Origin of the sequence: Hyphomonas chukchiensis (genome assembly GCF_000682695.1) — a bacterium.
Taxonomy (GTDB): Bacteria; Pseudomonadota; Alphaproteobacteria; order Caulobacterales; family Hyphomonadaceae; genus Hyphomonas; species Hyphomonas chukchiensis.
Genome location: NZ_AWFG01000041.1, coordinates 216108 through 228620 on the forward strand (window position 1 = coordinate 216108; position 12513 = coordinate 228620).

Below are 12513 nucleotides of genomic sequence, written 5' to 3' on the forward strand. Positions count from 1 at the left end.
CCTCAGGCGTTGAAGTTCAGCACGAGGCCGGGTTCCGGCCAGCGGCACTTGATGAGCTGGCCTGTGCTGGAGAGTGTCAGCCAGGCATCCTTCATGTCGTCGCCGCCAAAGGCGATATTGGTGACCAGCATGTCCGGAAAGGCGGTGTGGCTGAACTCGCCCTGCGGCGTGATCGTCGTGATGCCGCCATTGAGGATGGTGGCGACGCAGACATTGCCGGCAGCGGTCATCGCGAGACTGTCAAAGTATTGCAGGCCCGGCATCGTGGCGACGACGCGTCCGCCATTGAACGGGCTGGCCGGCTTGATCTCGCCGGGGGCGGCAAGGTCGAAGGCCCACATGCGGCCGGTCATCGTGTCGGCCATGAAGACGGTCTGCTCGTCCGGCGAGAGGCCGACGCCGTTCGGGCTGGAATAGTGGAAATCGAGCTCCTTGGCTTCCGAAGCGCCCCTGGCGAGGAAGTAGAGGCCGCCATAGTCGCGGTGGCGGGAATAGGATTTGCCATGGTCGGTGAAGTAGAGGTTGCCCGCCTTGTCGAAGACCAGGTCGTTCGGGCCCTTCAGCTTGTTGCCGCCGACGCTGTCGAGCACGCGTTCAACCTTGCCGGTGGAGAGATCGATACGCTCGATGCGGCCGCCGGAATAGTCGTCCGCCGCGTTGCCGGGGATCAGCAGGCCTTCGACATGGGACCATTGGAAGCCGCCATTGTTGCAGCACCAGAGGGCGCCGTCCGGCCCGATGGCGAGGCCGTTGGGGCCACCGCCGGGCGTTGCCACGACCTCTGACTTGCCCTTGCCCCAGTGCCGGGAGATCTGGCCCTTCTGGATTTCAACGACAATGACGGAGCCGTCTGACATGACGACCGGGCCTTCCGGAAAGCCGAGACCATCGGCGACGAGTTCGAAATCCATGCGTGTTCCTCCTTGTTTTGGAGGGACACTAGGCCTGGCATTAAGGGGCCGCAACGCCTGACGCAGGGGAGCACAACCGGCGGGCGGCTGATCGTTCTCTGGTTATTCTGGGGTCAGGAATCGGTGTCGGCGTGGCTTGCGGCGTGGACCCGCTCAAGCTTGCGGATCGTATAGGCAAAATCATTGCCGTTAGTGGCCTCGAAATGCTCGGCCGTATGTTCGTGCCATTCATCGTCGGCGAGTTCGGGGAAATAGGCGTCGCCGTGGGGATAGGATTCGACGTCGGTCAGGTAGATGCGGTCGGCGAGCGGCATGGCCAGCTTGTAGATCGCCTCGCCGCCGATCACGAAGGCTTCCCGGCGGCCATCGCGCGCGGCCACGGCCTTGGCGGCACTCATCGCCGCGATAAAGTTGGAATAGACGCGCGCGCCAGGGGCATCATAGGTCCAGTCGCGCGTCATCACGATATTCTCGCGGCCGGGCAGGGGGCGCTTGGGCAGGCTTTCCCAGGTCTTGCGGCCCATGATGATCGGGTTGCCCATCGTGATGCGCTTGAAGAACATCATGTCGCCCTTGAGGCGCCATGGGAGTTCGCCAGCGACGCCGATGACGCCATTCCGGCCACGGGCAACAATCAGGCTAAGTTTCACGTCATTCTGCATGGATGAAGTAAGCAACTTTCAGCTTTTTCGTTGACGAGGCGCTTTTTTGCCTCGCCTTGTTAAGCATGTGAGACACATTCTTTTGGGGTGTAATCAACCGGATTTGTCAGATATCCGTCACGAAACGCAGTTGCAGGGGCATGGCGTGCTGAATTCCTTTCTCTCGATAATTACCAACGGCAATACAGGACAGGCGCTTCCGGTTTTGGTTGCGCTCGGCCTCACCTTTGCGGCGATCTACATGCTCAAAGGGCGCGCCTGGGCGCTTATGTATGTCGCTTTGATACCTTTCCTGAACTGGTCGTTCGGCGTGATTCCGGAGTTCGAGATTCTGGCCAAGAGCGCCAGCTGGCCGCATGGCCTGTCGCTGCACCCGATGACAATCGTGACAGGCATGGTGTTCGTTGTACGCGACTTCGTGCAACGGGAAATGGGCCACCGGGTGCTGGCCGTGATGGCGATGGCTGTGGCCTGGTCGTTCTTCTATGCTTGGCCGGTGATCGCACTGGCCAGTGGCATTGCCTTCGCTGTGTCTGAAGGCGTCGACTGGCTGATGTTCACGTTTACAAAATACCGGCTGTCGACGCGCATCCTGTTGTCGAGCGCACTGGCGGCGCCGGTCGACACGACCGTGTTCCTGTATGGCGCGGACCTCGCCAAGCAGCTTAACTTCAACGGAGCGATCCTTCATGGCCCGGTCACCCTGCCGATCGTTCGTTTCTTCTGGGATCAGTCCTGGATCATCCCGCTGCCCGACGGGAATACGTTCCATATTGCGAACTGGGTTGTCTTCGTGATCGGCAAGATGGTGGGCGCGGTTGCCGTGTCCATGATCATGCGGCGGCGGGAAAACCTCGGCCTGGTAGACCCGGCCGAGGCTTGAGGCATTAGCTTGGGTCTTTTTCCAGAAGGCCGAACCGGGCTTTCATGCCTGCCAGGCCTGCGCCGACCAGCGGAGCGAGCAGGAACAGCCAGAGCTGCGACATCGCATGCCCGCCTACGAACAGGGCCGGGCCGAAGCTGCGCGCCGGATTGACCGAAACGCCAGTGACCTGAATGCCGACAATGTGGATGGCTGTCAGTGTCAGGCCGATCGACAGGCCCGCCATCGGTGTGGGTGCCGCCAGGTTGGTCGATCCGAGGATGACGATCAGGAAGAGGAATGTGGCGACCACTTCAAAGATGATGGCGGCCATCAGGCTATACTCGCCGAGATAACCCGTTCCCCAGCCGTTCTGTCCGAGGCCGTTGATGGCCACGTCATAGCCGTTCTGGCCGCTGGCGATGAGTAAGAGGATGCCGGCACCGATTGTGGCGCCAATGAATTGGGCGAGCCAGTAGGTGAGCATGGTCTTGCCGTCCATGCGGCCTGCGACGAAGGCGCCGAAGCTGACGGCCGGGTTTACGTGGCAGCCGGAGATATGGCCGATGCCGTAGGCCATGGCCACGATGGCGAGCCCAAAGGCGAAGGCGATGCCGAGTTGCCCGACCTGGTCGCCGGCCAGGACGGCCGATCCGCAACCAAACAGGACTAGAGTCAGGGTGCCGATGAGTTCGGCTGCAAAGACTTTCATGATTTCCCTCCCAGGAATGAGGCGGCCCCACGCCGCCTGCCGGTGAATTTGATGCAGTTTCCCATTTTGGGCAATTGACATGCATTGTGCGGCCGCTAATAAAGTGAGACGTTATCTTATAACATCCAATGCAGGTTTCCTCCCCCATGAAATACCTTTTTGCTGCAGTGGCGACGGCGCCACTTCTTGCCGGCATGGCGCACGCCCAGGCCGAAGACGAAGTTCGCATCGAACAACCCGTTATCGTGACCCTGCCGGGGCCCCAGCGCACGGCGGGGGAAATGGTCAGCAATGTTGCCGCACTGGACCGCAAGGCCCTGGTCGAGGACATGTCATCGACGCTGGGCGATACGCTGGACCGCCAGCCGGGCGTGGCGTCTACCTCGTTCGGGCAGGGGGCGAGCCGCCCCGTGCTGCGCGGACTTGGCGCCGAGCGCGTACAGGTACTGACGAACGGTATTGGCGTGATCGACGTATCGGCGGCGAGCCCTGACCACCAGGTGGCCGCGGACGGGATTGACGCGGTGAAGGTGGAGATCCTGCGCGGGCCGGCGGCGCTGGTCTATGGCGGGCAGGCGATTGGCGGCGTGGTCAATGTGATCGACGGCCTGATCATGGAAGACCTGCCCAAGCGTCCCCTCGCGGGCGAGGCCTATGCGGCGAGCAATAGCGTGAACGATGGCACCGAGGCGGGGGGACGCGTGCAGGGCGTGCTGGGGCCGCTTGTGGGCACCCTGACGGCCTCGACGCGCGACTTTGGCAATTATGACATTCCTTCCCCGGCACAATCGGATCGCCTGCGCGCCGAAAATGGTGAACCCGCAGGACCTGACGGCGAGCTGCCAAACTCTTTCGTGCAAACCAATTCCGTCGCCGGTGGGCTGTCCTGGGTAGGCGAGAAAGGCTTCCTTGGCGGCGCGGTGCGTCAGCAGTCTTCGCAGTACGGCCTGCCGCTGGAAGAGACGGCTTTTATCGACCTGAAACAGACGCGTTATGACATGCGCGGCGGCCTCAATGTGGATAATGGCTTTTTCACCGATATCACGGCGTCGGCCTCGGTTGCCGATTATGAGCATACGGAGTTTGAGGCCCCCGGCGAACCGGGCACAATCTTCAAGACCGATGGCTTTGAGGGCCGGATCGAGGCGGGCCACGTCCTCGGTCCGCTTCAGGGCGAGTTCGGTATCCAGTATGCGGACAGTTCACTTGATGCGATTGGCGATGAGGCCTTTATCACGCCGACGGACACGAAGAGCGTCGGCGTCTTCCTCTATGAGAGTCATGACTTTGAGAGCGGCCTCGGCATCGAAGGCGGCCTGCGCGGAGAACAGGTCGATCTCGACAATGAAGGCGCAGGCAAGGTGAGCTTTGACCTCGTCAGCGGTTCCGCGGGTGTGCACAAGCACTGGGATTCCGGCTGGTTCCTTGGCACGCAGGTGTCGTGGGCCGAGCGGGCACCGAACCAGAGCGAACTGTTCGCAGACGGTCCGCACCTGGCGACAGAGCAATATGAAGTAGGCGATGCGACACTCGGCAAGGAACGCGGGCTGAACTTCGAAGGCACCGCGCGCTGGGAGAACGACGCGATGAGCTTCGGCGCGAACCTGTTCCTGACGGATTTCTCGGATTTCATCTATCTCGCTGCAACGGGCGCAGAACTGGATGACCTGCCGGTCTTCGAATTCCGCCAGCAGGACGCCCAGTTCACGGGCGGCGAACTGTTTGCCAATTACCAGCTGCTGGATGGCCCGCTGACAGCGGACTGGAAGTTCGATGCCGGGCTCGATTTCGTGAAGGCGGAATTCGATGACGGATCGGACGTGCCCTATGTGCCGCCGGTGACGTTGAATGCCGGCGCTGAAGCCGACTGGGGCGCACTGGCCCTTGGCGCGAAGCTGACCTGGGCGGGTGACCAGGATTCGCCGGGTGTCGGCCAATTGGCGACGGATGGCTATGTGACCGCTGACCTGCATGCCGATCTCGACATTGCCCGTTACGGCTTTGGGCGGACCGGAACGAAACTCTTCCTTGAAGCGCGCAATGTGAGCGACGAGGAAGTGCGCATGGCAACTTCCGTGCTGAAGGACAGCGTGCCGCAGCCGGGCCGGAATATACGCGCAGGCATCCGCTACCTGTTCTAGGGGCGGCTATTCGCAGCCAATGCCGTCATTGTCCCGGTCGAGGTGGGCGCCGTAACCCGGCTCTCCCCTCCGGACCGGGGCAGCGCCGGCGGCGCGGGCCTCGGTACAGTTGCGATAGGCGCCTGACACGGTGGGGGTGCCGCGCAGGGCGTTCGGTGCGGCTGGCGTGGCCGGACGCGGTGTAGGGCGAGCGGGAGCCGGGGCTGAGGTACGATGGCAGTGATAATCGCCGGTCTTGCGGTTGGTGTGGCAGCCCTCGGCGTTGAGCCCGCCGCCATGGGCGAAGGCGGCCAGGGGCCAGGCGACCGCCAGAATGAGGATGGCAAAGGCTTTACGCATGAAGTCAGGTCTCCAGCCCTCAAGCATGGACCTGTCTGGTTAAACGGCCTCTATTTAAACCCGGCCACTTTGCGCGAAACTGAGCCGATCAGACGGCGACAGGCGCCTTGATGTGGGCGTGGGGCGTGTAGTTCTCGACCTTGAAGTCCTCATATTCCCAGCCGAACAGGTCGGTCTTGTCCGGATTGAGCGTAATCGAGGGGAGAGGGCGCGGCTCGCGGCTGAGCTGCAGTTTCGCCTGCTCGACATGGTTGAGATAGAGGTGGGCGTCGCCGAACGTGTGCACGAATTCGCCGGCCTCAAGCCCGGTTGCCCGGGCCATCATGAGGGTTAACAGCGCATAGGATGCAATGTTAAACGGCACGCCGAGGAAAATGTCGGCCGAACGCTGGTAAAGCTGGCAGTTCAGCTTGCCGTCCATGACATTGAACTGGAACAGGCAATGGCACGGCGGCAGGGCCATTTCGTTCACATCAGCCGGGTTCCAGGCAGATACGATCAGGCGGCGCGAGTTCGGATTGGTGCGGATTTCGTCGAGCACCCACTGGATCTGGTCGATCACGCGGCCATCCGGCGCGGCCCAGCTGCGCCACTGCTTGCCATAGACAGGGCCGAGGTCGCCATTGGCGTCTGCCCAGTCGTCCCAGATGGAAACGCCGTTATCTTTCAAGTACTTGATGTTCGTGTCGCCCTTCAGGAACCAGAGCAATTCCACGATGATCGATCGCAGGTGAAGCTTCTTTGTGGTGACCATCGGGAAGCCGTCTGCGAGATCAAAGCGCATCTGGCGGCCGAACACGGCGCGCGTGCCGGTGCCTGTCCGGTCAGCCCGCTCGAAGCCGTTCTCCAGAATGTCTGACAACAGGTCGAGATACTGTTTCATGCGGGCCTCGCGTGCGATTCGTTGGTTAAAAGTCTTAACACAAACTTGCTTCGGGTGACCAACATTAGGGCGTCCAGAGAACCAAATTGAATGAATATTATGAAATATAGGGTCTTGTATCTGAGACGAAACCAGGACGGGGGAGATACGACAGTGAAAACAGGATATTTTAATCGCCTGATCAGTCATTGGCGCGCCGAGACACGCGGCAATATCGCGATTATTTTCGCCCTGTCCATCATTCCGATCCTTTCCATCGTCGGCGTTGCAATCGACACGCAGATGACGATGACGCAGAAGAACAAGGTTCAGGCCGTTATCGACAATGCCGTGATTTACGGCTCGCGTTCGATGCAGTCGGGCAAGTCCCGCGCCGAGGTGACAAAGGAAGTGAACACCTATGTCGCCGCGCTGCTGAAACAGCAGGACGGTAATCTGTCCTGTACAGGTGTGGCGATCGAGTATGTTGAGGGCAAGCAGGACATCAACGCCACAATCCTCTGCTCCCAGCCAACGACGCTCTCGAACCTGTTTGGCCAGACCAAGATGGACTTCCGGGTCCGTTCCGGTTCGACCTACGGTATCGGCAAGCTGGAAGTGGCCTTTGTCTTCGACGTGTCGGGCTCAATGCGCAACAATGGCAAGATGTCGGACCTCAAGATCGCCGCACGCGATGCTGTCGACACGTTGATGCCGGCCGATTCCAACCTAGCGAACCCTGATGATGTGCGTATTGCCATGACCACCTATGACACGATGGTCAATGCGGGCAGCTATTTCACGGCCGTCACGGGAAAGAACAAGAAACGCACGGAATCCGTGACAACCCTTCAATGGCAGCAAGTGTGCGTAGACTTCTACAGAAGTGGAAAATGCAAGAATAATGGCTATGAATGGCAGCAGGTGGAGGTGACGGATTCCGTCTCTGTCAACAATACCTGCGTTCAAGAACGTGTGGGTGCGCAGGCCTTCACGGATGCTGCTCCTGGCAAAAATGCGTGGCTGGAATCAGGTGGCGCAGAATATGACTACTGGGGTAGGTTGGTCGCGCGTAGTTGCAACAGCATTGGCCCGTTGCCGCTCACCAATAACAAGAATGCCCTGACTGGCTATATCAACAATCTGGACGATTATGGCTCAACAGCAGGCCATATGGGGGTGGCATGGGGCTGGTACCTGCTCGCCCCGACCTGGAGTTCCGTCTGGCCGGTGGCGTCAAAGCCGCTGCCCTATGATGAGCCGGACGCCGCCAAGGCCATGATAATGATGACCGACGGTGAGTTCAACGAGGCCTTTGCACCAGGTCAGGGCAACTCTTTCGACCAGGCGAAGAAACAATGCGACGCGGTCAAGGAAAAGGGCATCGTGATCTACACGGTGGCATTCCAGGCGCCGAAGGCCGGCAAGGATATCCTGAGCTATTGTGCGAGCTCGGCCAATTTCGCGTTCACGCCGGATAATGGCCAGGAATTGCAGGACGCCTACAAGATGATCGCCCAGTCGATTTCCGACCTGCGCATCACCTACTAGCGGTCAGCCTGATTCACATCGAGAGGTCACAGGGCTGGTTAACGCCGCCTTGCGCGGACCTCTCGAAAAGGCCTTCTTTCCCTAACACGCCGAAAATCAATATCAGTCATAATGACAGGTGGGAGCAGTCAGAATGGCTGTGGATGAGGCGCTAATCATGTCGATCAATTCAGAACGTCAACCGGATAGTTTTGTGCGCGACGCGCGCGGCAATGTGGCCATTATCGCGGCCTTGACGATCATCCCGATCCTCTGCGTCGCCGGCATCGCCATCGATGTGCAGATGACGATTACGCAAAAGAACAAGATCCAGGCCGTTATCGACAGTGCCGTTATTGCGGGCTCCAAGGCCATGCAGGCCGGACAGTCGGAAGACGAAATCCGTCTCATGGTGAAAAACTATGTCGCCGCACTTGTGAACGTGCAGGATAATGGTCTGACCTGTGGTACGCCGGAGCTGGTCTTTACCGAAGGCACGGAGGATATCGACGCCGGGATCGACTGCTCGCAGAAGACGACGCTGTCGCAGCTGATGCATCGCGACACGCTGGATTTCCACGTTTCCTCCAGCACGACCTATGGCGTTGGCAATGTCGACGTCGCGTTCATTTTCGATGTGTCTGGCTCGATGAACTCGAACAACCGGCTGGAAAATCTGAAGGCTTCCGCGAAGACGGCTTTTGATGAACTGCTGCCGGATGACCGGGAACTGGATGGTACGGTTCGCATTGCGCTGACGACATACAATTCCAATGTGAATGCCGGGGATTATTTCGATAAGGTGACGCGCAAGATTACGCTGGGCACGGATTCGTCCTCAGGTTCCAGTTCGGCAAAGTCCCGCTATGATGCCTATAACAACCGTGTCCTGATCGATCAGGCTACAGGCAAGCGCTTTTTCTACTACGAGCAAGCAACTTGCAGCAACTATTGTGGCTACACCAGCAGTTGGACAATCACACCCAAGCGCCGGTGGTTCGAAACCAATATTGGTGACAATACATGTGTCTCTGAGCGTGTGGGTGTGAACGCATTCACCGATGCGGCCGGCGGGACAGGCGCTGACAATTCCATGATTGCGGGCAATCCGCAGTGGAACTGGAATGCGAGTGTGAACAGTAAAAGTAACGGCTCCTATGAAGTGGAGTATGGCGGCGCCAACTCGTCCAGTGGCGCGTTCAATCCGACCCCTGCGCAATGCCAGGACTCGTCGCCCCTGCCGCTGACGGAAAACAAGGCGAAACTCAAGGAATATGTTGATGCCCTCCATGCGGGCGGCGGCACCGCTGGCCACCTCGGCATTGCCTGGGGCTGGTACCTGATTTCCCCAAGCTGGAATTCGATCTGGCCAACGGCCTCACACCCGTGGTCATGGGAAGAGCCTGATACGGCAAAGGCCATCATCCTGATGACGGATGGTGAGTTCAACCAGACACACCCTTCCATCAGCAAGAGCTCGATCGAGCTGGCCATGGAATTCTGCGATGCGATGAAGGAAGAGCCCTACAAAGTGCAGATCTATACTGTCGGGTTTCAGGTGCCGAGCAGCGCGGCCAAGACGCCAAGCGGGGCAACCATCCTGGACTATTGCGCGACCGATGCAGGCCACTCCTTCACGCCCAATAATGGCGAAGAGCTGACGGATGCCTACAGGGCCATCGCCCAATCGATTTCGGACCTGCGCATCACACGCTAGCCAGCCGCACAGGCGTGCGATCCATACAGGGGGCGCCGACCATGACAGCCAGATTATTCAAGCAATGGGGCGCGTCGCGCCGGGGGAATGTGGCCATCATGGCGGCGATGTTCATTCCAGCCGTCCTGGCGGTGGGCGGCATTGCCGTGGATTTCCAGTATACGGTACGCCAGAAGAGCAAGGTCCAGTATGCCCTCGACTCCGCCGTACTGGCGGGCGCCCTGTCGCGTCAGGCCGGGAAAAGCGAAGAAGCCGTGGCGGCCGACGTGCGCGCCTATGCGGAGGCCTTGATCGGCCGACAGGGGGGGCGGATTTCATGCGTGCCTGTCAATGTCACTTTCAATCCGGACAATGAGGACATCACCGGCGCGATCCGGTGCGATCAGCCGACTTTCATTTCAAACCTTATCGGCTTCGAGAAAATGACCTTTCCGGCCTCGTCGACTTCGACCTATGCGATTGGCAATGCCGATGTGGCCTTCGTGTTCGACGTGTCGGGTTCTATGAACAGCTACAATCGGCTGAGCCTGCTCAAGTCTGCTGCTGAAGTGGCATTTGACGAATTGTTGCCCGATGAAAAGCCCCGCAACGGGAAAGTGAGGCTGGCCATTGCGACTTATAACAATGCGGTCAATGCTGGCGACTATCTGAACGCGGTGACAAGGGCGCAGACGCTGTCGGCGGATGCCAGCAACGCGGCGGCACGTAGTGCCTATGACACCTATAATGGTGCCCGCATGATCGATGCTGCGACCGGCAAACGATTTTTCTACTATGAGCGCGAACAGTGCCCGGACGGAAATTGCAATGGCAACTGGGACGCGGCACGTCGGGCGTACGAAGATGCCTCCATCGCCGACACATGCGTCTATGAGCGGACCGGCGGTGATGCAGCAACGGATGCGGCGCCCGGTTCCGGCAAATGGATCGGAGCGGGCAATCCGCGCTGGAACTGGTGGGCCGGCAATTCCAACAAGCGGGACGGCCAGTCGCGGATCGAGGATCAGGCGGGCAACTCGTCGCGCGGTGCCTATGACATGAGCTTTGCCGATTGTCGGGCTTCCGGTCCTGTTCCGCTGACGGAGGACAAGGCCGCCCTGAAGGCGCATGTGCAGTCGCTCACGGCCAATGGCGGCACCGCCGGCCATATCGGCCTTGCCTGGGGCTGGTACCTGGTCTCGCCGAAATGGGATTCAATTTGGCCTGAGGCGTCCAAGCCGCTCGACTATGACACCAAGCACAACATGAAAGCCGTCATCCTGATGACTGACGGTGACTTCAATTCCTATCATCCGACGGCCACCAAGAACTCGTTCCGCCAGGCGCAGGACCTGTGCGACCAGATGAAGGCAGAGCCAGCCAAGATAGAGGTCTATACGGTCGGCTTCCAGGTGCCGAGCAATGTGCAGAAGACGGGGGATGGCCGCACCATTCTCGAATATTGCGCCACCAGCCCGGCCTATGCCTTCAATGCGTCAAATGGCGAGGAACTGGCCGCCGCCTATCGCTCCATCGCGCAGTCGATTTCGGAACTGCGCATCAAGCAGTAGGCGCGTCGAGCGGATAGGACATGGCCACATCGCACCGGTCATAGCGCTGGCCATATGTGGCGAGCATTCCGGCGTCATGTTCGAAGCCAAGCTTTTCGTAGAGGTGGATGGCCGCGGCGCACTTGCGGTTGGTAAGCAGGTAGAGGCTGTTCATCTCCATGGTGCGCGCCCGTTCCAGGGCCTTTGCGAGCAGGAACTCGCCTGACTTGCGGCCGCGGGCCGATTTCAGGACGCCCATTTTCGTCAGTTCGAAATGACCGTCCTTGACCGGCATCAGCGCACAGGTGCCCACAATGCCGAGGCCGCCGGTGGACACGAAAAGGATCGTGCCGCCCTTGTCGATGATCAGCTCCTTCGGGTTGGACAGGATGGCGATGTCATTCGGCTCGAGCGTGAACATGTCCGAAATCCACTCGGCATTGATGTCGTAGAAGGCGCCCGCGAGGTCGTCTGAATATTCGATAAGAGCGTGTCCGGACGTCGCGCGCTCAGACAGGGACTTGGCGTCGAGCGCGGCTTCGATTCGGGTGATCTGGTCGAGCAGGCTGGCATCGGGGCCAGCGGCCATTTCTGCGGCCGCCCGGGCGACATGGGGCCAGACATCGCGCTTCATGCGGGCGACGGCGGCTGTCCCGGCCTCGGTCAGGGAAATCGTTTTCTGGCGGCGGTCTGTCTCGGAAACCGTGGTTTCGGCGAGGCCCATATCGACAAGGCCAACCAGGCTTCTTGTGACGGCTGGCTGGCTGACCCCCAGAGCGCTGACGGCCTCAGTGACGGTTAACGGCCCATAGCGATCAAGCGCGGCGAGCAGGGGAAAATGGCTTGGCTGGGTAATGAAGCAGTTCTGCTCGAAAATCTGGGTAGCCTCGGCCTGCAGGCGTTCAGCGAGCCGTTTCAGGCGGCTGCCCAAAGCGAGATAACCGAGGTCCTGCAATATGTCTGGCATTGTTGTCTCCGCACTATACATAACATGTTATGTATAGGTGGCGGCCTGTCAATATGCCTGAGAGCAAATTCAGACGTTTGGCGCAAAGGCCTTTCATCCGGGCGACAGGTGACCTATATAAATATTGTCTTCGGACTATGGCGATAAACGCGCGTGTAATAAGCGGTTCGGACCCGGGGGCGGTACCCGGCGACTCCACCACAAGCAGGCTCAGGCATACTTCGCCTGTTTCTGACGGGGTCGAAATAGGATCGACGGACGTGTAAAGACGAGGCCTTCGC

At 59.8% G+C, this 12513-nt stretch carries 11 protein-coding genes and 1 other RNA gene; 6 read left to right on the forward strand and 6 right to left on the reverse strand.

Going from position 1 to position 12513, the window contains the following annotated elements; all coding sequences use genetic code 11:
- Positions 1-2 precede the first annotated feature (2 nt).
- Entirely contained in the window at positions 3-911 is a 909-nt protein-coding gene (locus tag HY30_RS13640; protein ID WP_034741502.1) for an SMP-30/gluconolactonase/LRE family protein, read from the reverse strand.
- A gap of 113 nt (positions 912-1024) precedes the next feature.
- Positions 1025-1561 carry a dihydrofolate reductase gene (locus tag HY30_RS13645; RefSeq protein ID WP_241765730.1) on the reverse strand — a complete coding sequence of 179 codons (537 nt, stop codon included), beginning with the start codon at positions 1559-1561 and terminating at the stop codon, positions 1025-1027.
- Positions 1562-1718: 157 nt separating this feature from the next.
- Between HY30_RS13645 and HY30_RS13650 the strand changes: the two genes are divergently transcribed.
- A complete protein-coding gene (locus HY30_RS13650) occupies positions 1719-2456 on the forward strand; it encodes a hypothetical protein (RefSeq protein ID WP_241765731.1) in 738 nt (245 codons plus the stop codon).
- Positions 2457-2460: 4 nt separating this feature from the next.
- Here HY30_RS13650 and HY30_RS13655 read toward each other — a convergent pair whose 3' ends face one another.
- The gene (locus tag HY30_RS13655) at positions 2461-3147 is read right to left on the reverse strand and encodes an aquaporin (RefSeq protein ID WP_034741509.1); all 687 of its coding nucleotides are present in this window, start codon (positions 3145-3147) and stop codon (positions 2461-2463) included.
- Positions 3148-3293: 146 nt separating this feature from the next.
- On the opposite strand from HY30_RS13655, the gene HY30_RS13660 reads away from it, so the two are divergent.
- Positions 3294-5288, forward strand: coding sequence for a TonB-dependent receptor (locus HY30_RS13660; RefSeq protein WP_034741700.1), 1995 nt, complete (start codon positions 3294-3296; stop codon positions 5286-5288).
- A gap of 6 nt (positions 5289-5294) precedes the next feature.
- Here HY30_RS13660 and HY30_RS20515 read toward each other — a convergent pair whose 3' ends face one another.
- Together HY30_RS20515 and HY30_RS13670 are read right to left on the reverse strand one after the other, a co-directional pair.
- On the reverse strand, positions 5295-5627 hold the full coding sequence (locus tag HY30_RS20515) for an excalibur calcium-binding domain-containing protein (protein WP_155839343.1): 333 nt from the start codon (positions 5625-5627) through the stop codon (positions 5295-5297).
- A gap of 88 nt (positions 5628-5715) precedes the next feature.
- On the reverse strand, positions 5716-6510 hold the full coding sequence (locus HY30_RS13670; RefSeq protein ID WP_034741512.1) for a thymidylate synthase: 795 nt from the start codon (positions 6508-6510) through the stop codon (positions 5716-5718).
- A 153-nt stretch (positions 6511-6663) separates the two neighbouring features.
- Here HY30_RS13670 and HY30_RS13675 point away from each other — a divergent pair, with 153 nt between their 5' ends.
- The 3 genes from HY30_RS13675 (at position 6664) to HY30_RS13685 (ending at position 11286) form a co-directional block, all read left to right on the forward strand.
- Complete coding sequence (locus HY30_RS13675; RefSeq protein ID WP_034741516.1) at positions 6664-8040, forward strand: TadE/TadG family type IV pilus assembly protein; 1377 nt, start codon at positions 6664-6666, stop codon at positions 8038-8040.
- A gap of 133 nt (positions 8041-8173) precedes the next feature.
- Positions 8174-9736, forward strand: a complete 1563-nt coding sequence (locus HY30_RS13680) for a pilus assembly protein (RefSeq protein ID WP_034741519.1) — start codon at positions 8174-8176, stop codon at positions 9734-9736.
- A 41-nt stretch (positions 9737-9777) separates the two neighbouring features.
- The gene (locus HY30_RS13685) at positions 9778-11286 is read left to right on the forward strand and encodes a TadE/TadG family type IV pilus assembly protein (protein ID WP_081812245.1); all 1509 of its coding nucleotides are present in this window, start codon (positions 9778-9780) and stop codon (positions 11284-11286) included.
- On the opposite strand, the gene HY30_RS13690 is transcribed toward HY30_RS13685, so the two are convergent.
- Complete coding sequence (locus tag HY30_RS13690) at positions 11276-12232, reverse strand: bifunctional helix-turn-helix transcriptional regulator/GNAT family N-acetyltransferase (protein WP_034741526.1); 957 nt, start codon at positions 12230-12232, stop codon at positions 11276-11278. The two genes, HY30_RS13685 and HY30_RS13690, sit on opposite strands and share 11 nt — an antisense overlap.
- An 87-nt stretch (positions 12233-12319) precedes the next feature.
- On the opposite strand from HY30_RS13690, the gene ssrA reads away from it, so the two are divergent.
- Positions 12320-12513, forward strand: a transfer-messenger RNA (tmRNA) gene (ssrA, locus tag HY30_RS19775); the annotation flags it as partial.

Excerpts from the sequence above, each read along its gene's own strand:
- HY30_RS13640 (WP_034741502.1), bottom strand. The coding sequence starts at position 911 with ATGGATTTCGAACTCGTCGCCGATGGTCTCGGCTTTCCGGAAGGCCCG.
- HY30_RS13655 (WP_034741509.1), bottom strand. The coding sequence starts at position 3,147 with ATGAAAGTCTTTGCAGCCGAACTCATCGGCACCCTGACTCTAGTCCTG.
- HY30_RS13660 (WP_034741700.1), top strand. The coding sequence starts at position 3,294 with ATGAAATACCTTTTTGCTGCAGTGGCGACGGCGCCACTTCTTGCCGGC.
- HY30_RS20515 (WP_155839343.1), bottom strand. The coding sequence starts at position 5,627 with ATGCGTAAAGCCTTTGCCATCCTCATTCTGGCGGTCGCCTGGCCCCTG.
- HY30_RS13670 (WP_034741512.1), bottom strand. The coding sequence starts at position 6,510 with ATGAAACAGTATCTCGACCTGTTGTCAGACATTCTGGAGAACGGCTTC.
- HY30_RS13680 (WP_034741519.1), top strand. The coding sequence starts at position 8,174 with ATGGCTGTGGATGAGGCGCTAATCATGTCGATCAATTCAGAACGTCAA.
- HY30_RS13685 (WP_081812245.1), top strand. The coding sequence starts at position 9,778 with ATGACAGCCAGATTATTCAAGCAATGGGGCGCGTCGCGCCGGGGGAAT.
- HY30_RS13690 (WP_034741526.1), bottom strand. The coding sequence starts at position 12,232 with ATGCCAGACATATTGCAGGACCTCGGTTATCTCGCTTTGGGCAGCCGC.